Origin of the sequence: Gehongia tenuis, assembly GCF_014384795.1 — a bacterium.
Lineage (GTDB): Bacteria > Bacillota > Clostridia > Christensenellales > NSJ-53 > Gehongia > Gehongia tenuis.
In genome coordinates this window covers 59,879-82,581 of record NZ_JACRSR010000005.1, presented here as the reverse complement: position 1 = coordinate 82,581, position 22,703 = coordinate 59,879, and the positions used below count along the sequence as shown (strand labels likewise).

Here is a 22,703-nt window from a genome sequence, read left to right as displayed (position 1 = left end):
CATGAAGTTTGATTCCCAGGTTGTTCACGGTACGGGCAAATGTGATCCTGCCACAGGTTCGATATGTGTTCCCATCTATCAAACCACCACTTATAAGCATCCCAGCCTGTCCGAATCCTGCGGATATGACTATTCAAGAATCCAGAACCCCACCCGCCAGGCGCTGGAGGAGACCATCGCCATGCTAGAGGAGGGAACCCATGGGTTCGCCTACACCACCGGCCTTGCGGCGGATATGGCCGTGTTCTCTCTGCTTTCCGCCGGGGATCATGCCGTTATCTCCGATGACGTGTATGGCGGCACCTACCGCATGATTGAGAAGATCTGGTCCCGCTATAAGGTTGAATTCACCTTTGTGGACCCCGGCAATCTTGATGCCATCGAAGCGGCGATGAGACCCAATACCAAGCTGGTGTTTGTGGAGACGCCCACCAATCCCACCATGAAGGTCGCGGATATCGCGGCCATCGCCAAGATCGCCAAAGCACATGGCGCTTATACGGTTGTGGACAACACCTTTTTGACCCCCTATTTGCAAAAACCCCTGAATCTGGGTGCCGATATTGTACTGCACAGCGCCACCAAGTTCCTGGGCGGACATCATGACACCATGGCCGGGCTCATCGTGGTCAAAGATCCCGAATTGGCCGAGCACTTTAAGCTCATGGTGGGCACCGAGGGTGCGGGCCTTGCGCCTTTGGACAGCTGGCTGATCCTTCGGGGTATAAAGACCTTGGCCCTTCGCATGCAGCGCCACGAGGAGAACACCCGGAAAGTGGCCGAATGGCTGCGGAACCATCCCCGGGTGGAGAAAGTGTACTATGTGGGTTTCCCCGATCATCCCGGCTATGAGATTTCCAGCCGCCAGGCCAGCGGTTTTGGCGGCATGCTTTCCTTCACCGTGGACAGCGTGGAGACGGTGCATCGGGTGATCGAGAATGTGAAGATGATCATGTTTGCGGAAAGCCTCGGCGGAACCGAGACACTGATCACCTATCCCCTGACGCAGACCCATGCTTCCGTGCCTGAGGAGGCCAGGCTGAAGCTGGGCATTACCGATCGTTTTATGCGCCTTTCCGTGGGTATTGAGGACGTTCAGGACATTATCGACGACCTTGCTCAGGCTTTGAATTAAGATAGCAGGGGCTTGTGATGATCACAGGCCCCTGTTTCTAGTATAGGAGAGAATATGGATCCAGCATACCGGAAAGTGAAATCCTGCCCAAGCCGCCTGAAAAATGAGCGGGATCTTTATGTGCCAGTACGACAGTTTTGGCAGGCTCAGGGCTATGATGTGAAAGCGGAAGTCAACTACGTGGATGTCCTGGCGGTAAGGGACAACCACATGGTGGCCATTGAACTCAAACTCAATATCAACTTTGATCTGCTCTTACAAGCCAGCAACCGGCAGCAGTACATGGACTACGTCTATGTGGCGGTGCCCAAGCGGGGCAGAACCCTCTACACCGCCCGGTGGCAGAAGATTTGTGCTCTGCTGAAGCGTCTTGGCATCGGTTTGCTCCTTGTGGGCGAGGATATGCTGGGTGAGCTTGCGGTACAGCTGATGTTTGAAGCCAAAGCCGTGGATTCGGTCCAGCGCTTCAATCCCCGGCGCAGAACCAAGATCTTTGAAGAATTTTCCGGCCGGGAAGGGGACGTCAACGTGGGAGGCAGCGTGGGCGTGCCCATCATGACCGTCTATCGGCAAAAATCCTTCCTGGTGGCCAAAGCCCTGGCGCAGGGTCCTCAAACCCTGAGACAGCTGCGGGCACGGAATCTGCTGGCCTGTGAAACCGTCCTGCAGAAGAATGCCTATGGCTGGTTTGTCCGGGTGGGCCGCGGCAGCTATGCCCTCAGTGAGAAGGGCAGGGAAGCCTTGGGTACATGGAATGAAGACCTATCCCATGAGGAATAATTAGAAAAGTATTGACACGGGGCTTGGACAATGTTAAAATAATCACCGTGTCAACAACATGGCGGCGTAGCTCAGTTGGCTAGAGCATACGGTTCATACCCGTAGTGTCGGTGGTTCGACCCCACTCGCCGCTACCATGTCGGGACAAGCATTTGCTTGTCCCGTTTTTTTATGCCTATTGTGCTGTTTCCTTGCAATGGCCTATGAATAGAATCAGAACCGCAAACCTGGACCGAAAGCGCATTCATCAAGACAGCTGTGGCGGACATCGTCCCGGATGGGATTTTAAAAGGCGAGTCAGGAGCGGCTGGCAATATGTTTACATAACGCAATCCGTGATCCTAGATTCCAGAGAAAATCTTGCAAAATAAATCCCTTGGGATTCGCGTGCGAAAACATGGGAAATATCCCGAACAGGCGGGATTGAATGGGATACCTGATGAGAAAGAGACGCTTGTGTCGCACGATTGGGTCTTTCCGGTACCACCAGTTGACAAAATGCCGTCGACCGATCCCCTTATAATGAAGTAGAAATCAAGTAAAAGGGGATTGTGGGTCATGTCCGTTATACGAATGAAAACATCCAGGACGCCATTTGTTCTGCGCCGTGAGGTGCTCTGGGAGGCGCTTTGGCTGGTAATAAGCCTGTTTTTGGGACAGGCGTCCATGATGGGCGCCGCGGGCAGTTTTGGCGCGGCGGCGGTTGCCGCGGCCATGCTTGCGGGAACGCCGGTGTATCCCATGGCCATTGGCGCGGCTTTGGGCGCCGTCATCGGCGGAGGCTTTGGCGCATGGAGCGATGCGTTGGTGCCTGTCATGCTGGCCGCCACCCACTTTGGCCTGCGGCATATCAAGCGCAAGCCCACCCTTGGCTTTGTGGCGGTGTTTTTTGTGGTGCTCTATCTGCCGCGGATGCTTTTTGCTTCCCCGCTGGTGTTCGATAAATTGGTCACCCTGGCGGCAGCGGGTATGGGCGGGCTGATGATCTTCGTGTTCCAGGGTGCGTTGAGAGCCATTAAGGACACCAAACGCAACTTTCTGACGGCGGAGGAAACAGCCTATCTGCTTATCTTTGCCGGGGTGCTGTTTCTGGGCCTTGATATCACGCTGTGGGGCGTTCATCTCAGAAACATCCTTGCCTTCACACTGGTCCTGTCGGCGGGCTTCGTGGCGGGACCGGGCATCGCCGGCGGGAGCGCTATTCTGCTGTCCATGCTCTTTGTGCTTTCCGGCAAGATGGATGCTGCCACCATGGCCAGTTTTTGCGCCAGTGCCTTTGTAGCGGGTGCGGCGCGGCCCCTCAAGCGCTGGGGTATGATGTTTTGCTTTATTCTCACCAATACGGTGATCACGTTTTTTCTCAACTCGTCCACGCAGGTGCTGCTCTCCCTGGCGGATATGCTGTGTGCCGCCGCTTTTTTCGCAGTGATCCCCAAGAACTGGATGGACAAGCTGTCGGTGTATATGGATGGCAGCGCCCAGCGTGCGCTCCGCCAGCAGCAGGTCATGAACCGAACACAGCGTATGGGGGTGACACGGCTCAGGGAGTTCTCCGGAATCTTTGGTCAGATGGGGGATGCCTTCGAGGAGATGGTTACCCAGGTGCCGCCCAAACAGCCCGCCCTCAAGCGCGTGGCCTACTGCGCCTGCCGGGGCTGTGCCAAGGCAAGCTGGTGCTGGCGGGAGAGCGCCCCCTATGCGGCGCCGCCCATTCAGCTCCTCTGGGAGCGCATTCAAAAGCAGGGAATCGGAAGCACGATCATGGCTCCGGAGGCTTTCCAAAAGCAGTGCTACCGCCTAAATCAGCTTATCAAGGTTATGGAGGACGTGACGGCTGAGGAACGCTCCCGCAAGGAATGGGAGGATCATCTGGTACAAAGCCGGATGCTGGTGGGTCAGCAGCTGAAAGGCGTGGGCAACGTGGTCCGGGGCCTGGCCGAGGAGCTCGATCTATCCATCCGTTTTGATCCTGCCAAGGAAATGCGCATCGTTCAGGAGCTGGACAAGGACGGCGTTTACTGCAAGCAGGTGTGCGTTCAGCAAACCGTCGGCGGCAGATTCAGTGTATTTCTGGAGGTGCCTTCCTGCCGCACGCCGGTGAGCTGCCACAAGCGGGTGGTGCAGGCGGTGAGTGCCGCCATGGAACGGCCCATGCGCATCGCTCAAGGCCCCTGCCGGCCCCAGATGGGGACCTGTGAGATCATCTTGGAGGAAGCGCCGGTCTACGAGGTGATGACGGGCATCGCCAGAAGAGCGCTGGACGAGGTGTCCGGGGACAGCTATTCCTTTGGACAGCTCCGGGACGGCCGGTATCTCATGGCACTCTCGGATGGTATGGGCTCCGGTCCAAGGGCTCAGAAGGAATCGGCGGCCACCCTATCCCTGCTGGAACAGTTCTATGAATCGGGCTTCACGGAGGATGTCATTTTCAGCACCATCAACCAGGTTCTGCTGCTCCGCAGTGTGGATGAAGTCTTTTCCACGGTGGACCTTTGCCTCATGGATCTGGTGGAAGGCCAGGCCAACTTTGTCAAGATTGGCGCCGTGTCCTCCTACATCCTGCGCCAGGGCAAGGTGGAGCGTATCTATGCACCTACCCTCCCGATGGGTATCCTGGAGGAGGTACAGCCGGTATGCACTCAGCGCACGGTGCGGGACGGCGATTTCATCATCATGGTCACCGACGGTGTCACAGAAAAGCTGGGCATCAAAGAGGAGCTTTGGATGGAGCGGACCCTCACCAAGGCACCGGTGATGACCCCGGAAAACATCTGTCACCATATCATGGAGGAATCGGGCAAACTGGGCGTGGGGGATGACATGACGGTGATGGTCAGCCGCATCTACAAACATATTCGATAAAAAAAGAGGCTCGAAAGAGCCTCTTTTTTGTTTGCGAAGCTAATGATGAAAAAGGCGCCACCAAAACCCCCGCTTTTTTCGGTTGCGGGCCAATCGGGTGGTGCTGGGAAAATCGAGATACTTATCGTAATCGTACTGCCAGGCGGGCAGCGCAATCTCATGAAGGCTGGCAAGGGGTACCAAAGCGGCGGCCACGGCCTCCGCTCCCCATGCCTTTCCTAAGGAAGGCGCCGGTATATCCTCCTGGCGGGGGGCGCTTTCGCATACGGGTGCGTCCGGCAACGGAGGATGTTCCAATGAGCGCACGATATCCTCCACATCCCACGATTCCTCACGGGGCGGATCATCCATTCCCAGCTTGGACAGCCGCGGCACGCCGAGAGCCGGGTTCCATTCGCTGAGCTCGTCCGTCCAATCCTCGTTCATGAAAGCATCCATCCTTTTATCGTACTGTCCTTATCATATCGACAATCCCTTGGCCTGACAAGAGCTTTTCCGACACCAACTTTGTTTTTTCCGTTGCCACACCCTCCAAAAATGGATACAATAGTGCCATACCAGCAGGAGGAAAGCCATGGTTGAAAAAATTCGCCGCACCCTGGAGAGGGAAAGGCTTGCCGCGCCAGGGGAACTCATCCATGTGGGTCTGTCCGGCGGACCGGATTCCATGGCCCTCATATCGGTCCTTAGCGCCCTTTCAGGAGAGATGGGGTTTCGGCTGGCGGCCATTCATGTGGAGCATGGGATTCGAGGAGCGGACAGCTTGCGGGATGCGGAGTTTGTAAGGGAGTATTGCAGAAAGCAAAACATTCCGCTGACGGATTTCTCGGTGAACGTTCCGGCTCGGGCCCGGGAGGGCTTGACCCTGGAGGAAGCAGCCCGCGCTGCACGCTATGAATGCTTTCAAAGAGCGCTGGACGGGCAGCCGGGTAAGGTAGCTCTCGCCCATCATCTGGACGATCAGGCGGAAACCATCGTGATGATGCTCCTAAGAGGCGGCGGCCCAAGGGCCATGGCGGGGATGGACTATCAAAGGGGCCCCTACATCCGGCCTATGCTGGATGTAAGCAGGGCGGAGATTTTGATCTATCTCCATGAAAAGGGAATACCCTGCCGATATGATGCCACCAATGGGGATCCGTCCTATGAACGGAATCGAATCCGTATGGAGCTTATGCCCCGCTTAAAGGCGTTCAACCCGAATCTTTCCGCCACCCTTGCCCGCAATGCGTCGGTCTTTCGGAAGGAGGATCAATATCTTGACGAGAAGGCTGAGGCGTTTCTAAGGGCGTATGTCGGCCCCGAAATGGGCGGATTGACACTGAACAAAGGGGCGCTTGGGCTGCTGCCCTTGGCTCTTCAGAGGCGGGTGCTCCGGCTTGCCGCCGAGCGTCTGCATATTTTAAAGGATCTCACCTTTGAAAAGGTGGAGGAAAGCCTTTTTGCCCTGCGGGAAGGACGAAGAAGCGTTCAGTGGCTGCGAAATCGTGTCTTTTTGGTGGGCCGGGAAAGCTGCTATTTGGGTATGCTGCCAAGGACGGAACCGGTTCCCTTGGCGGGTCAGACTGTGATCGATCTTCCGGGATGGCGGCTGATCGTTGTTGCCTCAAACGGATTAAGGGATGCGGCGGCCCGATTTTGGCAGCCGGGGGATCATATCGTCAGGGGCGGCAGGACTGTGAAGCTCAAGGAGGAGCTTCAAAAATATGAGGTCTGGCAGCGCAAAACCTATCCTGTGATTGCCCGTGGTTCCCAGGTGCTTTGGACGATGGACCATGGGTTCTTGGAAGAAAATCCAGGAATGGTTTTAAGAATCGAAAGACAAAATGATAGGGAGGCTTCAACATGACAGAGATGATGAACGATGTGGCCAAGGTACTTTGCACCCAGGAGGAGATCGAACAGCGGGTCCAGGAGATGGGGCAGGCCATCACACGAGATTTTTCCGGCTCCAACAGGCTTATTGTGGTGGGCATCCTGAAGGGCGCCGTGGTTTACTATGCGGACCTTATCCGCCATATCGGGCTCCCCATGGCCATGGACTTCATGATGGCGTCAAGCTATGGCAGCTCCTCGGTGACCTCCGGCGTGGTGAATGTGACCAAAGACCTCGAGAACGACATCGAGGGCCAGGACGTTTTGATTGTGGAGGATATTATCGACACGGGGCTTACCCTCAGTAAATTGAAGCAGGTGCTGCTCGCACGCAACCCCAATTCCCTCAAGATATGCTGTCTATTGGATAAGCCCGAGCGACGCAAGGTGGATATGAAGGCCGATTACGTGGGTTTCTCCATTCCCGACGAGTTTGTGGTGGGCTACGGTCTTGATTATAATGAACGTTACCGCAATCTTCCGGATATCTGCGTTCTCAAGCCCGAAATTTACGCAAAAGATTAATAAAAGCCTAACCCGAATTCATTTTCCTTTTTGGGAGGCTTATGGTACAATGTTACATTATAGTAGGCTATTTAGGACGATTCCATTATTCTAGGCCCAAGGAGGAAAGAGAATTTGAAGAAAATCATGCGCGGCCCGGCGCTGTACCTGATCATTCTGGTGCTGGTTATCCTGATCGCCAGAATGTTTGGTGCAGGTTCAACGCTGCCCGCGGAACCATTATCCTATGAACCGGACTTTTTGAACGCTGTGCGTGACGAAAAGATCGAAGAGGTCATTATCAGCGAGAACAATTTGATCGGTATTTATAAGGATTCCAAAGTCAAGAATTTCCCAAGCAGTTATGATTTTAAGGTCTATCTCCCGTCGGTGGAACAGCTCCGTCAGGATGTAGCGGCGATCCGAGGCAAGTCGGTGGACGAGATCACCGCCGCCGATTACGGCTTTAAGGTGACCTATGAGCCGCCGGCGGAAACGCCTTGGTGGGTCTCCATGATCCCCTTTTTCATCGTGATCGTCATTCTGGTGGTGTTCTGGTACTTCTTCATGCAGCAGGCTCAGGGCGGGGGCAACAAAATGATGTCCTTTGGCAAGAGCCGGGCGAGGGTGAATGAGGACGGGAAAAACAAGGTTACCTTCGACCGGGTGGCCGGAGCCGATGAGGAAAAGGAGGAACTGAAGGAGGTCGTGGACTTCCTGAAGGACCCGAAGAAGTTCACGGCATTGGGTGCACGCATTCCCAAGGGCGTACTGTTGGTGGGCCCTCCCGGGACGGGTAAAACCCTTCTTGCCAAGGCGGCGGCCGGCGAGGCCGGCGTACCCTTCTTCTCCATTTCCGGTTCGGACTTTGTGGAAATGTTCGTGGGTGTGGGTGCATCCCGTGTCCGCGATCTGTTTGAAAATGCCAAAAAGCATTCCCCCTGCATCGTATTCATCGATGAAATTGATGCGGTGGGCCGGCATCGCGGCTCTGGACTGGGCGGCGGCCATGATGAGCGTGAACAGACGCTGAATCAGCTCCTGGTGGAAATGGATGGGTTTGCGGTCAACGAGGGCATCATTATTCTGGCGGCCACCAACCGTCCGGATATCCTTGATCCCGCGCTGCTCCGTCCTGGACGATTCGACCGGCAGGTTATCGTGGGCAGGCCGGACGTGAAGGGGCGCCTTGATATCATGAAGGTGTATGCCAAGGATAAACCCCTGGAAGAGGATGTGGATCTCAAGGTGCTGGCCAAGCGCACGCCCGGCTTTACCGGAGCGGACATCGAAAATATGATGAACGAGGCCGCCATCCTGACGGCCAGAGCGAACAAAAAGAAGATCAGCATGCCCGAACTGGAAGAGGCCATCACCCGGGTTATTGCGGGTCCGGAGAAGAAGAGCCGTCTCATTACGCCCAAGGACAAGAGGTTGGTGGCTTATCACGAGGCGGGGCACGCCATTGTGGCGGCGAAGCTGCCCAATTGCGATCCCGTTCACGAGGTTTCCATTGTTCCCCGTGGTATGGCCGGCGGCTACACCATGACTCTCCCCAAAGAGGATACGAATTTCGTGACCCGGGGCAAGCTTCTCGATCATATCGCGGAATTCATGGGCGGCCGGGTGGCTGAAGCGCTGGTACTGGACGACATCTCCACAGGCGCATCCAACGATATTCAGCGGGCCAGCGAAATCGCACGGGATATGGTGACCCAATACGGGATGAGCGATACGCTGGGTCCGGTCTATCTTGGCGGCGGCGAGGAGATCTTCCTGGGCAAGGAAATTGGACACTCCAATAACTATTCCGAAGAGATTGCCGCTCGGGTGGATAAGGAGGTCCATGCGATCCTGGAGACCGGTTACCGCCGTGCGGAGACGATTCTTAAGGAAAACATGGATAAGCTCCACGAGGTGGTGGGGATTCTGTTGGATCAGGAGAAGCTGGACGGCCAGGAATTTGCTAAGATCATGGGTATCGAGCCTCCGCCCGATCCTACGGCTCCTGATTCGAACGACGATGCGCCTGGACCTAGTGCTCCGGAAGCGTTTGCAACGGCATAGAGATTGAAAACCGCGGCCCAGCCGCGGTTTTTTGCTAAGAGGAGGCAAGCTCCATGGTTGAGAGAATCCAAAAAAAGCTGTTGAAACTCTATTTGACGGACTGCATTGCGGTTTTGATAATGCTGGTGCTGGCCCTGTTGCTCAGACTCATTTCGCCGGGCTTCAACCAGCTGTTCGGCCTATATACAATGCAGCTGGCCTTCATGACCTGCCAAATTCTGCTGCTGGAACGGGCGAGCCTCTGGTTTTTGCGCTGGGCGAGACTGAAGCGCATGCTGCCGGAACGAAGCATGCAAAGGGGGTTGTCCATTTTGCGCGGCTTCAGGGTGCTGGACTGGCTGCTTTTTGCGGGCTATGTGCCCCTTTTTGTGTACGATTGGTTCACGGGAAGTCTGGGCCGCTCGCCATCCCTTATTCTGGGTCTGGGGCTCAGCCTTATTTTCTGGGCTTTGGCCATCGGGTTTTATGTCTCCGCCTATTGGCTGCACATGCCGCCCAAACGAAATCATTGATCTTCCCGGCGCCCTCCTAGCAGAGGGCGCTTTGTTGTGTTACAATGAAATAGGTCAAGCACATAAAGGAGTATGAGTGAATGGAAATTGCATTGATAGTTTTGGGGGTTATCAATTTGTTGGTGCTGCTTTTTGTGGCCCGCAGTGCGATGAAGAACAAGGGGGATGAAGATCTCTCAAAGGAGGTGCGGCGCCTCCGGGAGGAGACGCTGCAGTGGGGTCAGGTGACCCGTGGTGAGCTGATGGGTTCGGTGCGGGATGGACACGCCATGATGTCCCGTTCGGTGCTGGACAGCTCCCAGCTTCTTCAGCAGCAGATGGAGGCGCTGACCCAGCGCATCGGTTCGGTGTCCCAGGGCAATGAGGAGCGTCTGGACCGGCTGAGGGAGTCGGTTCAGCAGCAGCTTCTTGCCATTCAGCAGGAAAACGCCAAGCAGATGGAACAGATGCGAAGCGTGGTGGACGAGAAGCTGGACAAGACCCTGCAGACCCGGCTGGATGCATCCTTTGACCTGGTCAGCAAGCGTCTGGAGGCGGTTTATAAAGGTCTCGGCGAGATGCAGAGCCTGTCGGTGGGGGTCAATGAACTTAAGCGTGTGCTCACCAATGTGAAAACCCGGGGCACCTGGGGCGAGGTGCAGATGGGCGCGCTGCTGGAGCAGGTGCTCTCCGCCGATCAGTATGCCACCAATGTGGCAGTCAATCCCCAAAGTGCTGAACGGGTGGAGTACGCGGTGAAGATGCCCGGACAGGGTGAGGACACGGTGTGGCTGCCCATGGACGCCAAGTTCCCGGTGGAAGATTATCAGCGGCTCATGGACGCGGTGGACGCTGGTGACAAACTGGCGGCGGAGGCGGCGTCCAAGGCGCTGGAGGCGCGCATCAAGGAGGAGGCCAAGAAGATTCATACGAAATACATCTGTCCGCCGCACACCACCGATTTTGCCATCCTGTTTTTGCCTGCGGAGGGCCTGTATGCAGAGGTGCTTCGCATTCCCGGCCTGGCCGATTACCTGCAGAACCATTTTCGCGTGAGCATCGCCGGGCCCACCACCCTGGCTGCGCTGCTGAACAGTCTCCAAATGGGCTTCCGCACCCTGGCCATTCAGAAGCGTTCCAGTGAGGTCTGGAAGCTTCTTGGTGCGGTCAAGGGCGACTTTGCCAAGTTTTACGATCTCCTGGAGAAGACGCAAAAGAGCATTTTGGCGGCGGCGGGCAACATCGAAAAGGCTAACAAGCGCACACAGATCATTCAGCGCAAGCTGAGGGATGTGGAGGAACTGCCTGATGCCGGTGGGGTGTCTTTGGATTTGGATATGGAGGATCAACTAAAGATTAGCTAGGAGGATAGGATGAATTACGCGCTGATGATGGAGCGCCATCCCAACGTGCGCTATCGGGAGAGCCTGCAAAAGCTGGCCAGGATCGAACTGGAAGTGAGCCTGGGAGCCATCCATACGCCGGCGGAGCTTGTGGGCTGGCAGAAGGTTGGCGGGCTTTCACTGCTGATGATAAGAAGTGAAGAACCCCTCGAAGAAGAGGAACTGGATGTGCTTCGGCACCAGTCCGCCCTCATGGCGCTTTTTGAACTGAAAGAGGATACGCTGACGCCTCTCATGGAGGGACGGGGATATTATTTTCCGGAGGATATGGCGGCCATTTTGAAATATAAAGGAAAGACCAACGAGACCTTTACCGATTTCATGGTGCATACGGCCCTTATGGTTTCGGACTTTAAAAACGCTTCCGAGCCCTTGACCCTGATCGATCCCATGTGCGGCCGGGGCACGGCACTTTTTGCTGCCCTGAGACGGGGACACAACGCTCTCGGCGTGGATGTGGACAAGAAGGATATTCAGGAGCTGGACCATTTTGTGAAGCGCTATCTGACCTTCCATGGCTGTAAGCATCAGCGGCTGGAGGAGAACTGCACGGTTCCTTCCCGCAAGGGCGTCCGGAAGATCACTTACCGGGTGTCGGATACCGCGGAGCATTATAAGGCCAAGGATGTCCGTACGCTGTCTGCGGTGCTGGGAGATGCTCGGGATCTGGCTTACTATGGCGTAAAGCACGCCCATGGCATCGTGTGCGATCTTCCCTACGGCGTTCAGCATGGCGGAGAGAGCCGAATGCCTTTAGGAAAGCTTTTGGCCCAGGTGCTGCCCGTATGGCGCAGAGTGCTTATTTCCGGCGGTGTGATGGCTCTTGCCTTCAATCGCTACACTTTGAAGCGGGAGGAGCTGGAGGGGCTGGTACGGGACGCCGGTTTCAGCGTGTTGGCAGGTCCCCTCTCCGACTGTGAGCACTGGGTGGAACAGGCAGTCATGCGGGATGTGGTTTTCGCCAAGGCATAAATCGGCGAGAAATTTCGTACCCATCACCAGGGGGTGGGTGCCCATGGCAAGAAGAATTGCCCTTGGATTATTGGTGGTCGTGCTGACAGTGCTGTGCGGCTGTTCCAGCGGTCCGAAGCTGGAGTATGACGGCCGAACCTATACGTTGAAACATGAAGAAGACGGGATCTATTTCTTCCAAAGCGGGGCTCGGGAGATCTCCGTGGATAAGAGCGGCGCGGATGGTTTTACGCTGGTGGTGGAAGGGGAAACCTATCGGATAACAGAATCTGGGGATAGGCTGAGGATCGCTTATCCTTCAGGCAAGGTCATCGAAGGGCGCTGGAATGGCGATGAGCTGGCCGGTGTGGAAAGCTCCACAAGCTCCGCTATCGTGGCACAGGACGTGGAACTTCTCGGTTTGGCATTTCAGGCAAACGGACTGAACGGTGAGGAGGAAACGAAAAGGAGCTCGGAAATTTTGCCGGTGCTCATCCTGGCCGGCACAGGGCTGGCATGTTTGATGGCGCCCGCGCTCCGTGCCTGCATCGGTATTGGGCGAAGAAAAAGAAAAGAGAAATCCATTGTCCGGGCGATTGGCTTTTTACTGTTGGCGTTGGCCCTTCTAAAGCTGATCTGGGGATGAAAAAAGGGGAGAGGAAAAATGTTTAAGATTGCGCTGATTACGGGCCTTGCCGTGGGGGCCGCGACTCTGATTGGGTCCCTCTTGGCCTTTGTTGTCAAGAAAATATCCCATAAGTTTAACGATATGCTGCTCGCCTTTGCGGCGGGCATTATGCTGGGCGCCACCTTCTTTAGTTTGGTGCTGCCCTCCCTGGAAGGCGGGGGAGAGTACGGTATATTTGTGACCGCCGGCGGCGTCATCGCCGGGGCGCTTTTGGTGACCGTACTGGACCGTATCGTACCCCATCTGCACAGCTTCATCGGGGTGGAGGATGACGGGGAGGGGACAAGCCACAGGCTGATGCTCTTTGTCCTTGCCATCGCCTTTCACAATCTCCCGGAGGGCATGGCGGTGGGTGTGGGCTTTGGCGGCGGCAATGTGGGGGACGCCCTCAGCATCGCGATCGCTATTGCGCTGCAAAACATTCCCGAGGGCATGATTACCATCTTTCCGCTGCTCATGGCGGGCCTCAGCAAAAAGCGGGCGCTGCTCGTGGGTGCGTGCACCGGACTTGTGGAGGTTCTGGGCGTACTCATCGGCTTTACGTCGGTAACGCTGGTGCAAAGCCTTCTGCCTTTCCTGCTGGCCCTTGCGGGCGGCACCATGCTCTATGTGATCAGCAACGACATGATTCCCGAAACGCACAGCCATGGCTTTGCCAAACAGGCCACCTTCTCAGTGATTGCCGGGTTCATCGCCATGATGTTCATTGACCATATTTTTTAGAGCCACTGCCCCTGAATGGACAAATTTTGATGTGTTCCTGGAGGACCTATGAAAAAGCGTCTCAAAATGCTTTGGCAGCTCACAAAGGGGAACCGTATTCTCTATGGCTGCGCATTTTTATGCGTGGCCCTCAGCGTTTTGGTATCGTTGGTAACTCCCCTCATTGTGAGAACGGTGCTGGACAGCATCATCGGGGATGCGCCCCTTTCCGGCTGGCCCGCACGGTTTGTGGACTTCTTTGGCGGCAGGGTGGTGCTTTCCGAGAACATCTGGATTGCCGCCATGGTTTTTGTGCTGCTCAATGTGCTGAACGTGGGTTTTCTGTACGGCCGAGGCAAGCTCTCGGCCATGGCCGCGGAAAGGATTGTCCTTGGCCTTCGGGAGAGGCTTTATGACCATCTTCAGCACCTGCCCTATCAGGAGCATGTGGACGCGGAGACGGGAGACTGGATTCAGCGCTGCACCTCCGATGTAGAGACGGTACGGCGGTTCTTTGCGGGCCAGCTGGTGGAGTTCAGCCGGGGCATTTTCATGCTGGGCATTGCCATCGCCATCATGGTTCCCCTGAACTGGAAGATGACCCTGGTGGGCCTATGTACGGTGCCCATCATTTTTCTATACTCTTTTATCTTCATGCTGAAGATCATGAGAGACTTTCAGCGGGCGGATGAGGCGGAGGGCCGGCTTTCTACCGTAATTCAGGAGAATCTCACCGGGATCCGGGTCGTGCGGGCCTTTGGGCGCCAGGCCTTTGAAAAGGACAAGTTTGATGAGGCCAACGAGATTTACTGCGGCCATTGGCGCAGACTTATGCGCATTTTAGGGCTGTTCTGGTCTCTGGGCGATCTGACAGCCATGACCCAAACGCTGGCAGTTTTGGTGTTCGGCTCCTTCCTTGCCGTGCGCGGTGAACTGAGCCTTGGCACCTTTGTGGTCTTTATCACCTACGAGGGCATGCTCCTTTGGCCCATCCGTCAGATGGGCCGCATCTTGGCGGACATGTCCAAGTGCACCGTGTCCATCGGCAGGATCATGGAGCTGTTGAACAAGCCTCTGGAGGGCCAGCTGCCGGACAGCGTGAAGCCATCATTGAATCAGGACATCGTTTTTGACAATGTCTATTTTGAATACGAACCGGGCAAGCCGGTTCTTAATGGCGTTTCCTTCAACGTGAATGCAGGGCAGACCGTGGCGGTTCTCGGGTCCACCGGATCGGGGAAATCCTCTTTGGTACAGCTGCTCCAGCGGCTCTATGAGTACCAGGGCGGCAGTATCCGCATCGGCGGTGTGGAGCTCAATACCATCGACAAGCATTACTTAAGAAGCCGGGTGGGCCTGGTTCTGCAGGAACCCTTCCTCTACTCTCGGAGCATTCTAGAGAATATCGCCATCGCTCAAGAGGAAGCACCCCTCGAGCGGGTCTATGAAGCGGCCAGGATCGCGGCGGTCCACGAGGTGATCGAGGAGTTCGATCGGGGCTACGATACCCTGGTAGGCGAGCGGGGCGTGACGCTCTCCGGCGGACAGAAGCAGCGGGTATCCATTGCCCGCACCCTCATGGCGGACAGCGATATCCTGATATTTGACGATTCCCTGAGCGCCGTGGACGCCAGGACCGATGTGGAGATCCGCAGGGCTTTGCTGGAGCGCAAGAAGGGCGTAACCACTTTCATTATTTCCCATCGTGTATCCACACTGTCCGAGGCCGATTTCATCGTGGTGCTGGAAGACGGCAAGGTCACGGAACTGGGCACTCATGAGGAACTGATCCGGCGGCCGGGGCTTTACCGGCGCATCTATGACATTCAAAGCGGTTTGGCGGGAAGGGAGGCGGAAGCATGAGTTTCTATCAGGAACAGGAATTTCACAAGGGCTTTGATTTCTCCCTCTGGCGCCGCCTCATCGGCTATCTCAAATCCGCCCGCAGGTATCTCGCCTGGGTCGTGGGATCCATGGTGCTCTCCGCCGGCATCGATGTGGTTTTTCCCATTCTCAACGGCTATGTAATCGATCACTTCGTGGTGCCCGGCAGCACTTCGGGAATGCCGGGGTTCATTGCCCTCTACGCAGGACTCATGGTGCTGCAGGCAGGCAACATGTACTTTCATATGGTGCAGGCGGGCAAAGCTGAGATTCTCATGTCCAGCACCGTGCGCACCATGGCTTTTGATAAGCTTCAGCGTCTTTCCTACAATTACTTTGATCATATGCCCGTGGGCAACATCATGGCCCGGTTGACCAGTGACGCCACCCGCCTGGGCGAATCGGTGGCGTGGGGCCTGGTGGATCTGGTGTGGGGTCTTCTGTTCATGATATTTACCATGGTATCCATGCTGGTCATTCATTTTTGGCTGGGGCTTGCAGTGATCTCCGTCATCCCGGTGCTGCTTCTTATCAGCAGCTACTTTCAGCGCCGCATTTTGGCGGGCCAGCGCAAGGTGCGCCGCACCAATTCCATGATTACCTCCGCCTTTAACGAGGGAATTCTTGGCGCCAAGACCACCAAGACCCTGGTTCGGGAGGAGGCCAATCTCGGTGAATTCCAGCAGCTGACCCATCGCATGTACGGCGCTTCGGTGAAAGTGGCGGGGCTTTCCGCCCTGTACATGCCCCTCGCACTGCTGCTGGGCAGTGTGGGCACGGCTATTGCACTTCATTTCGGCGGGACCGGCGTGATCGCGGGTACGCTCACCTATGGTGATTTGGTGGTGTTCATGAATTACACCACGCTGTTCTTCGAGCCGGTGCGGGAACTGGCCCGGGTTCTGGCCGATCTTCAGTCCTCCCAAGCGGCGGCGGAACGGGTGGTTTCTCTCATTGAGAGCGAGCCTCAGATCACGGACAGCGAGGCCATCGAGAAGGTTTACGGGGACACCTTCCATCCGAAGCGGGAGAACTGGCCGGAAATCCATGGGGAAGTGACCTTTGAGCATGTGGATTTTCATTATGAGAGCGGCGAAAAAGTGCTTCGGGATTTCAGTCTCGAGGTGCCTGCGGGAACTAGCGTAGCTCTGGTGGGGGAGACGGGTTCGGGCAAGAGCACCATCGTCAATCTCGTATGCCGATTCTACGAGCCCACAAAGGGCCGCATTCTTATCGACGGCGTGGATTATCGGGAACGTTCCCAGCTTTGGCTGCAGTCCCATCTGGGCTATGTTCTTCAGTCCCCCCATCTTTTTTCCGGTACGGTGCGGGATAACATCCGCTATGGCAGGCTGGACGCCTCCGACGGGGAGATTGAGCGAGTGGCGAAGCTGGTGAACGCCCACCCCTTCATCAGCCGTTTGGAACACGGCTATGACACCGAAGTGGGGGAGGGCGGCAGCAGGCTGTCCACAGGCGAAAAACAGCTGATCTCCTTTGCGCGTGCGATTCTTGCCGATCCGCCCATCTTTGTGCTGGACGAGGCCACTTCTTCCATCGATACGGAGACGGAAATGGCCATCCAGCATGCCATCCAGGAAGTTCTTCGAGGAAGAACCAGCTTTATTGTGGCCCATCGCTTGTCCACAATTCAAAATGCTGATATTATTTTAGTGATCGAAAATGGCACGATCGTGGAGCAGGGCACCCATGAGGCGCTGCTGCAGAAAAAGGGCCATTATTATGCCCTCTACACCCAACAATTTCAGCTGGAAGCTGAGAAAGAAATTTTGGGGTAAAATAGATAGGTGCCTTTTGAGGCACCCGGGAGGTATCATGAAGCGGAAGAAAATATTGATGTTGCTGTACTTTCTATTCACCATTGGCCTTCTGCTCTACATCGCTTGGGCCAATCCGGAATGGAAGGATATTGGCAAAGCCATTCCATCCTTCAAGGTGCAATGGATTCTGTTATCCTTGGCGTTCATGGTGCTCTATGTACTTTTGGACGGCGTATCCATCGGTCTTTTGGGAAGACTCTATGGCAGGGAACGATTCGTAGGGTCGGGTATCAAGGTGGCGCTCATCGGTAAATATTACAGTGCGGTGACGCCCTTTTCCACCGGCGGTCAGCCCTGGCAGATCTATTCCCTGAACAAAGCAGGGCTCAATCCGGGCCATGCCAGTTCCCTTTTGATCACCAAGTTTTTCATCTATCAGACGCTGCTGACCATCTTTTCCATCGTGGGCTTCGCGGTCCACGCCGGGGAAGTGTTTCATCTGTCCAAAGTGTTCTTCTATGCGGCGGTATTCGGCATTCTCTTCAATGCCTTCAGTCCGCTCATAATCATTCTTTTCACCCGCCATCCCAAAGCGCTGGATAAACTTTTGCAGTGGGTTGTGAAGTTGCTTCACAAGGTGCGCATCGTGCGCTTTGCCGATCAGGCGGAGGAGAGCATGCACCGTGTGGTCGCCGATTTCACCGACGGCATCGCTTTTTGTAAAAAGGACAAGAAGCTGGTGGCCCGTGTGGTGCTGTACAATGTGTTTGAACTGTTCTTCTACTACAGTATCCCCTACTTCCTTTATCGCGGTCTGGGGCTGGCAGAGGTCACGCTGTGGGACAGCTACACACTGTCGCTGGTGGTCTTTCTGGTCATGTGTTTCTTCCCCCTGCCCGGCGGTACCGGTGCGGCGGAGAGCGGCTACATGTATCTATTCAGTCTCCAGTTTCCAAGGGAGTCCCTTTTTGTGACCATGCTCATGTGGCGGGCGATCACCTACTATCTTTTGATCGTGGTGGGCAGCGTCGTGGTGATGGGGGATTCCTTCCTGCGAAACCGCAGGCAGAAAAAGACGGCGGCTGAAGCGGAGCCTGCCGTGGATATGGCGGACGAGAACTGAACGAATATAAAAAAACGGTGATGCGATCGCATCACCGTTTTTTGTGTTGCTAAGCTTAAGCTTACAGATGCACGGCCTCGCCGGTCTTGGCAGACTCGTAGATGGCCTCGAGCACCTGGGTAACCTTCGCAGCCTGCTCGGGCAGGGTGGTCAAAGGCGTGTTGTTGGTCACATGGCTGTACCAGGCCTGGGCCTCGAGCACAGCGGGATTGGTCTCGGAGCCGCCCTCATAGAAGGCCACGCCGCCCATATCGAGCTCGATGTCCTTGGTGTACAGCTTGCCATGGGCCTCACCATTGATGTGCAGACCGGAATAGTCAGCATCCATATGAACGCCGCCCTCGGTGCCGCACAGGGTGGTCATAGCTTCGCCGATGTTCATCGCATTGAGAGCCCAGGAAGCCTCCAGGTTAACGGTGGCACCGTTCTTGAACTTGATGAAACCAAAAGCGGAATCTTCCACGGTGAACTTCGCGGGATCCCAGCTGCCGAACTTGTTCGCAGCATTCTTGCGGCTGCTCAGCTTGTGGTAGACACTACCCACGACCAGTTCAGGCTCGTAGTTGTCCATCATCCACATGGACAGGTCCAGAGCATGGGTTCCGATATCGATGAGGGGACCGCCGCCCTGCTTCTCTTCGTCGATGAACACGCCCCAGGTGGGCACACCGCGACGACGAACGGCATGAGCGCGGGCATAGTAGATATCGCCGAGCTCATTGTTCTCGCACAGGGTCTTCATGTACAGGGAATCCTGACGGAAACGGTTCTGATAACCAATGGTCAGCTTGCGGCCGGTGCGCTTCTTGGCCTCCAGCATCTGGCAAGCCTGCTCATAGTTGATCGCCATGGGCTTTTCGCACATAACGTCCTTGCCAGCTTCCATCGCAGCGATGGAGATCTCGGCATGGGAGCAGTTGGGGGTCAGAACATGAACAACGTCGATGTCCTTGCGCTCCAGCATTTTCCGGTAGTCGGTATAAACCTCAGCACCGGGGGCACCATATTCCTTGGCACCCTTCTGAGCACGCTCTTCAATCAGATCGCAGAAAGCCACGATTTCCACATTGGGCAGCTTGGACAAAGCGGGCATATGTTTGCCGTTCGCAATACCGCCGACACCAACGAGTCCTACACGAACTTTTTCCATAGCAGACAGTCCTCCTTAAATTTTTGAAATTCCTATAATATTATACTAGACCCCCGTCCATTTTTCAATGGGATATTTGTCTTTCATGAAAAAAAGAGGGAAATTTCATCTTTTCATTCATAAACCGTTTACTTTACAAAAATTTGCTTCTTCCTTTCTTTTCAAGGGGAATCATCCATGGTATGATATTCCATGAATAGGGGGCATGACCGATGAAAAATGAGGATATCAGAAAGCGGTTACAAGGCATTGAATGCTTTGCTTTGGATATGGATGGCACCTTCTATTTAGGGGGCCGAATCCTGGAGGGTTCAATGGCTTTTATCAGGAAGGTTAAGGCCACGGGACGACGGGTTATCTTCCTCACGAACAATTCATCCAAAGGCTCCTGGCAGTACGTGAATAAGCTTGCCGGCATGGGAGTCACGATCGGTAAAAATGAGATTCTGACCTCCGGACAGGTTGCTGCTGAGTATGTTTTAAAGACCTATCCGGGGAAAAGGGTATTTTTGCTGGGCAATGAAAATCTCCGTAAGGAGATGGAAGCCATGGGCGTCGTTTTGAGCGAAGATGCTCCCGATCTATGCGTGATCGGCTTTGATACCACCCTGGACTATGACAAGATGTGCAAAGTCTGTGATTACGTGAGGGCAGGACTGCCCTTTGTGGCAACCCATCCTGACTTCAATTGTCCCACGGAGACGGGTTTTATCCCCGATATCGGGGCCATTCTGGCCTTCATCGAGGCCTCCACCGGCCGAAAACCGGATAGGATCGTGGGCAAACCCTATGAGGAAATTGTGGATTGTCTCAAAGCTCGGACCGGCCTTGAAAGCGGACAGATGGCCATGGTGGGGGACCGGCTGTACACCGATATCCGAACCGGTGTGGATCATGGGCTTCTCGCCGTTTTGGTGCTGAGCGGAGAGACCAAGGCCGAGGATCTGGAGCGTTCGGAGATTCAGCCGGAGCTTGTCTTTGAAAATCTGGGCGGTATGGTGCCCTATCTATGAGGAGTGCTATGAAATCACAGGAGAGGAAACTGGAGGGCCTGCAGAGCCAGTGGGGGCCCGACTTGGATTTCTATCCCGCTGGAGGCGGGACGGCGGTCATCGTCTGCCCTGGCGGCGCTTACGCCATGCTGGCGCCTCACGAGGGAGAGCCGGTGGCGCGTTTTTTTCAAAGCGAGGGCTACCCTGCCTTTGTGCTCCATTACCGCGTGGCGCCCTGGCATTATCCTGCACCTCAGATGGATCTCATGCGGGCGCTTTGCCGGGTCAAAAAGGATTATGACAAGGTCGTGGTGGCAGGCTTCAGCGCCGGCGCCCATCTTGCCGCATCCACCGCCCTATATCATGAAGAATGGACGCCGGGGATTGGTCCGGACGCCCTGGTGCTGGGTTATCCTGTGGTCAGTTTTGTGGAACATGCCCATGTCCGATGTGTGGCGAACCTGACGGCAGGCGATCCGGTGCTCATGGAGAAGCTCAGTTTGGAACGCCACATGACGGCTGATTTTCCGCCCACCTATTTCTGGCATACCCGGGAGGATGCCTCCGTTCCGGTGGAACATGCCTTCATGCTGGATGGGGCGCTGGAGCGCTGCGGCGTATTCCATCGCATGGATCTGTATGATGCGGGACGGCACGGGCTGGGACTGGCCAGAGGTTACGAAGCGGCGGCCTGGTCCAGGGAAGCTGTGAAATTCCTGCGAGACTGCGGCTGCGTATAGAAAAGCTCCCCCGCTTGGGGGAGCTTCTTTTTTCGAATTATGGGTTCAATGCAGGCTGATTCTTGTTCATGCGGGCATAGAAGGCGGTGATGATGGCGCCGATAATACCCATGGAACCGATCACCCAGAAACCGCCGGTCATACCGATGAGATCGGAGATGAAGCCGGTCAGCGTGGGGCCCAGGAACATCCCCACGCCATAGATGGCCTGGAAGAAGCCCATGGCGGTACTGCGCTTTTCCGGTGCCACTGATTCGATGGACAAGGACATGAGCGTGGGGAAAATCATACCCTTTGCAAAACCGCCGATGAACTGGACCACATAAAGTCCCATAATGCTGGTCATATAGGGGAAGGCCGCGGTGGTAATGAACGCCAGCACAAAGCCGATGATGATGGTCAGATATTTTCCAATATATTTGGTGAACACGATCCCCACCAGGAAGGAAGAACAGAACGCGGACAGGGATGCCATGGCCGTGAGGATGCTCTGCTGCATGGAGGTGGCTCCGAGAGCGTCCGCCTGGATGGGCACAAAGCCGAAGGTGGTGCCAAAGGCGATAAGCTGAATGAGCACCGCAAGGATGGATACGATAAGAAGGTTCTTCTCCTTTCCCATGAGGAGCAGCTTTTTGACGGTGATGGGCTCCTGCGCTACCGGCGGCCGGTTTTCCTTGATGAAGAAGGAAATTACGAGCGAGACGGCGCCGGCGATGATGGACGTGATAAACGCCGCCTGTACGCCGAAGCTGTTGCCGATGGCGCCGCCTAAGAGCGTCCCGCACATGTTGCCGCTGTAGCTGATGGCGTTTAGAATGCTGATGGCCTGGGCCGATTTATGGGCCGGGAAGTAGCTGGTGAACAGCACCGAGATATGGACCCAGGCGACGGCCGCCGCTCCGGAGCACATGCGGCAAAGCAGGACCCAAACGGGACTGTCCGCAAAGAGCATCACCAGAGCCGCCACGATATTCATGGCCATGCCGGCCATCACGAAGACTTTGCGCCGGCGCATCTTGTCCGACGCGATGCCAAGAGGAATCCGCAGGAACACCTGAATCAGACCATAAGCGCCGGTGATAACGCCGATCATGGACAGGGTTGCGCCCAAGTTCTGGGCATAGGGTGACAAAATGGGCACGTAGGCATACATGGAGATAAAATACAGAAAGGTCATGCCTACAAAAATGGGTATGGCTTTCTTATAGGGCGACATGAAATGGCCTCCTTTTCACATACGTTACCCAGTCTAGCACGGGTTTTCTATGGACGCAATCAAACAAAAGGCACAAATGGGACAAAAAAACAAAAAATTTCAAAAAAGCTAAGAAAACTTTTTCTTGAGGACAAAAAAAGGACCGGATGATAATGATTCATCCGGCTGTAAGAGTATATGAAAGGGAGGTTGCAGGGGATTCAAATCAATTGAATCCTTACGATGTATAGAATAAGGGGACAATTTGAACTCATTATAGCCAAAAAATGAACTTTTTGTGAATTTGGACAATTTTAATATATGGAAGATTTCCAGCCAATAAATGACGAATCAAGGAACCTTTTTCGCGTATATGGAGG

General features: G+C 55.3%; 19 protein-coding genes and 1 tRNA gene. 17 read left to right on the top strand and 3 right to left on the bottom strand.

What is annotated here, in order from left to right:
• Window position 1 precedes the first annotated feature (1 nt).
• From H8696_RS10325 to spoIIE, 4 genes are all read left to right on the top strand, one after another.
• Window positions 2-1,135 (top strand): trans-sulfuration enzyme family protein, encoded by a 1,134-nt coding sequence (locus H8696_RS10325; RefSeq protein ID WP_249317349.1) that lies wholly within the window; start codon window positions 2-4, stop codon window positions 1,133-1,135.
• A gap of 54 nt (window positions 1,136-1,189) precedes the next feature.
• Window positions 1,190-1,915 carry a DUF2161 family putative PD-(D/E)XK-type phosphodiesterase gene (locus H8696_RS10320; RefSeq protein WP_249317348.1) on the top strand — a complete coding sequence of 242 codons (726 nt, stop codon included), beginning with the start codon at window positions 1,190-1,192 and terminating at the stop codon, window positions 1,913-1,915.
• A gap of 60 nt (window positions 1,916-1,975) precedes the next feature.
• A tRNA-Met gene (locus tag H8696_RS10315) sits at window positions 1,976-2,052 on the top strand.
• Window positions 2,053-2,473: 421 nt separating this feature from the next.
• Entirely contained in the window at window positions 2,474-4,777 is a 2,304-nt protein-coding gene (gene spoIIE / locus H8696_RS10310) for a stage II sporulation protein E (RefSeq protein ID WP_249317347.1), read from the top strand.
• 39 nt (window positions 4,778-4,816) lie between these two features.
• On the opposite strand, the gene H8696_RS10305 is transcribed toward spoIIE, so the two are convergent.
• Complete coding sequence (locus H8696_RS10305) at window positions 4,817-5,203, bottom strand: hypothetical protein (RefSeq protein WP_249317346.1); 387 nt, start codon at window positions 5,201-5,203, stop codon at window positions 4,817-4,819.
• Window positions 5,204-5,351: 148 nt separating this feature from the next.
• Here H8696_RS10305 and tilS point away from each other — a divergent pair, with 148 nt between their 5' ends.
• The 11 genes from tilS to H8696_RS10250 all read left to right on the top strand — a co-directional run bounded on the left by tilS (window position 5,352) and on the right by H8696_RS10250 (window position 18,246).
• Entirely contained in the window at window positions 5,352-6,626 is a 1,275-nt protein-coding gene (gene tilS, locus H8696_RS10300) for a tRNA lysidine(34) synthetase TilS (RefSeq protein WP_249317345.1), read from the top strand.
• Window positions 6,623-7,177 carry a hypoxanthine phosphoribosyltransferase gene (gene hpt, locus H8696_RS10295; protein ID WP_330605426.1) on the top strand — a complete coding sequence of 185 codons (555 nt, stop codon included), beginning with the start codon at window positions 6,623-6,625 and terminating at the stop codon, window positions 7,175-7,177. The genes tilS and hpt overlap by 4 nt, the downstream gene beginning before the upstream one ends.
• A gap of 114 nt (window positions 7,178-7,291) precedes the next feature.
• A complete protein-coding gene (ftsH, locus tag H8696_RS10290) occupies window positions 7,292-9,223 on the top strand; it encodes an ATP-dependent zinc metalloprotease FtsH (RefSeq protein WP_330605425.1) in 1,932 nt (643 codons plus the stop codon).
• Window positions 9,224-9,276: 53 nt separating this feature from the next.
• Window positions 9,277-9,735, top strand: coding sequence for a hypothetical protein (locus H8696_RS10285; RefSeq protein WP_249317344.1), 459 nt, complete (start codon window positions 9,277-9,279; stop codon window positions 9,733-9,735).
• Between the two features lie 80 nt (window positions 9,736-9,815).
• Window positions 9,816-11,078 (top strand): DNA recombination protein RmuC, encoded by a 1,263-nt coding sequence (locus tag H8696_RS10280; RefSeq protein ID WP_249317343.1) that lies wholly within the window; start codon window positions 9,816-9,818, stop codon window positions 11,076-11,078.
• 9 nt (window positions 11,079-11,087) lie between these two features.
• Window positions 11,088-12,089: a TRM11 family SAM-dependent methyltransferase gene (locus H8696_RS10275; protein ID WP_249317342.1), complete on the top strand. Its 1,002-nt coding sequence runs from the start codon at window positions 11,088-11,090 to the stop codon at window positions 12,087-12,089.
• Window positions 12,090-12,132: 43 nt separating this feature from the next.
• Window positions 12,133-12,714, top strand: coding sequence for a hypothetical protein (locus H8696_RS10270; RefSeq protein WP_249317341.1), 582 nt, complete (start codon window positions 12,133-12,135; stop codon window positions 12,712-12,714).
• Window positions 12,715-12,732: 18 nt separating this feature from the next.
• Window positions 12,733-13,479, top strand: a complete 747-nt coding sequence (locus tag H8696_RS10265) for a ZIP family metal transporter (RefSeq protein WP_249317340.1) — start codon at window positions 12,733-12,735, stop codon at window positions 13,477-13,479.
• Between the two features lie 48 nt (window positions 13,480-13,527).
• Window positions 13,528-15,321 (top strand): ABC transporter ATP-binding protein, encoded by a 1,794-nt coding sequence (locus H8696_RS10260; protein ID WP_249317339.1) that lies wholly within the window; start codon window positions 13,528-13,530, stop codon window positions 15,319-15,321.
• On the top strand, window positions 15,318-17,141 hold the full coding sequence (locus tag H8696_RS10255; protein ID WP_249317338.1) for an ABC transporter ATP-binding protein: 1,824 nt from the start codon (window positions 15,318-15,320) through the stop codon (window positions 17,139-17,141). The genes H8696_RS10260 and H8696_RS10255 overlap by 4 nt, the downstream gene beginning before the upstream one ends.
• 37 nt (window positions 17,142-17,178) lie before the next feature.
• Complete coding sequence (locus H8696_RS10250) at window positions 17,179-18,246, top strand: lysylphosphatidylglycerol synthase transmembrane domain-containing protein (protein WP_249317337.1); 1,068 nt, start codon at window positions 17,179-17,181, stop codon at window positions 18,244-18,246.
• Between the two features lie 61 nt (window positions 18,247-18,307).
• On the opposite strand, the gene H8696_RS10245 is transcribed toward H8696_RS10250, so the two are convergent.
• Complete coding sequence (locus H8696_RS10245) at window positions 18,308-19,396, bottom strand: Gfo/Idh/MocA family protein (RefSeq protein ID WP_249317336.1); 1,089 nt, start codon at window positions 19,394-19,396, stop codon at window positions 18,308-18,310.
• A 212-nt stretch (window positions 19,397-19,608) separates the two neighbouring features.
• On the opposite strand from H8696_RS10245, the gene H8696_RS10240 reads away from it, so the two are divergent.
• Complete coding sequence (locus tag H8696_RS10240; protein ID WP_283244981.1) at window positions 19,609-20,409, top strand: HAD-IIA family hydrolase; 801 nt, start codon at window positions 19,609-19,611, stop codon at window positions 20,407-20,409.
• 8 nt (window positions 20,410-20,417) lie between these two features.
• Window positions 20,418-21,128, top strand: coding sequence for an alpha/beta hydrolase (locus H8696_RS10235; protein ID WP_249317334.1), 711 nt, complete (start codon window positions 20,418-20,420; stop codon window positions 21,126-21,128).
• A gap of 37 nt (window positions 21,129-21,165) precedes the next feature.
• Here the strand turns inward: H8696_RS10235 and H8696_RS10230 are convergent, their stop codons facing one another.
• Entirely contained in the window at window positions 21,166-22,344 is a 1,179-nt protein-coding gene (locus tag H8696_RS10230; protein ID WP_249317333.1) for an MFS transporter, read from the bottom strand.
• Between the last annotated feature and the right edge of the window lie 359 nt (window positions 22,345-22,703).

Bases quoted from the DNA above. Each gene is read 5' to 3' on its own strand.
- H8696_RS10325 (WP_249317349.1), top strand. From the start codon at position 2: ATGAAGTTTGATTCCCAGGTTGTTCACGGTACGGGCAAATGTGATCCT.
- H8696_RS10320 (WP_249317348.1), top strand. From the start codon at position 1,190: ATGGATCCAGCATACCGGAAAGTGAAATCCTGCCCAAGCCGCCTGAAA.
- spoIIE (WP_249317347.1), top strand. From the start codon at position 2,474: ATGTCCGTTATACGAATGAAAACATCCAGGACGCCATTTGTTCTGCGC.
- H8696_RS10305 (WP_249317346.1), bottom strand. From the start codon at position 5,203: ATGAACGAGGATTGGACGGACGAGCTCAGCGAATGGAACCCGGCTCTC.
- tilS (WP_249317345.1), top strand. From the start codon at position 5,352: ATGGTTGAAAAAATTCGCCGCACCCTGGAGAGGGAAAGGCTTGCCGCG.
- hpt (WP_330605426.1), top strand. From the start codon at position 6,623: ATGACAGAGATGATGAACGATGTGGCCAAGGTACTTTGCACCCAGGAG.
- H8696_RS10285 (WP_249317344.1), top strand. From the start codon at position 9,277: ATGGTTGAGAGAATCCAAAAAAAGCTGTTGAAACTCTATTTGACGGAC.
- H8696_RS10280 (WP_249317343.1), top strand. From the start codon at position 9,816: ATGGAAATTGCATTGATAGTTTTGGGGGTTATCAATTTGTTGGTGCTG.
- H8696_RS10275 (WP_249317342.1), top strand. From the start codon at position 11,088: ATGAATTACGCGCTGATGATGGAGCGCCATCCCAACGTGCGCTATCGG.
- H8696_RS10270 (WP_249317341.1), top strand. From the start codon at position 12,133: ATGGCAAGAAGAATTGCCCTTGGATTATTGGTGGTCGTGCTGACAGTG.
- H8696_RS10265 (WP_249317340.1), top strand. From the start codon at position 12,733: ATGTTTAAGATTGCGCTGATTACGGGCCTTGCCGTGGGGGCCGCGACT.
- H8696_RS10260 (WP_249317339.1), top strand. From the start codon at position 13,528: ATGAAAAAGCGTCTCAAAATGCTTTGGCAGCTCACAAAGGGGAACCGT.
- H8696_RS10255 (WP_249317338.1), top strand. From the start codon at position 15,318: ATGAGTTTCTATCAGGAACAGGAATTTCACAAGGGCTTTGATTTCTCC.
- H8696_RS10250 (WP_249317337.1), top strand. From the start codon at position 17,179: ATGAAGCGGAAGAAAATATTGATGTTGCTGTACTTTCTATTCACCATT.
- H8696_RS10245 (WP_249317336.1), bottom strand. From the start codon at position 19,396: ATGGAAAAAGTTCGTGTAGGACTCGTTGGTGTCGGCGGTATTGCGAAC.
- H8696_RS10240 (WP_283244981.1), top strand. From the start codon at position 19,609: ATGAAAAATGAGGATATCAGAAAGCGGTTACAAGGCATTGAATGCTTT.
- H8696_RS10235 (WP_249317334.1), top strand. From the start codon at position 20,418: ATGAAATCACAGGAGAGGAAACTGGAGGGCCTGCAGAGCCAGTGGGGG.
- H8696_RS10230 (WP_249317333.1), bottom strand. From the start codon at position 22,344: ATGTCGCCCTATAAGAAAGCCATACCCATTTTTGTAGGCATGACCTTT.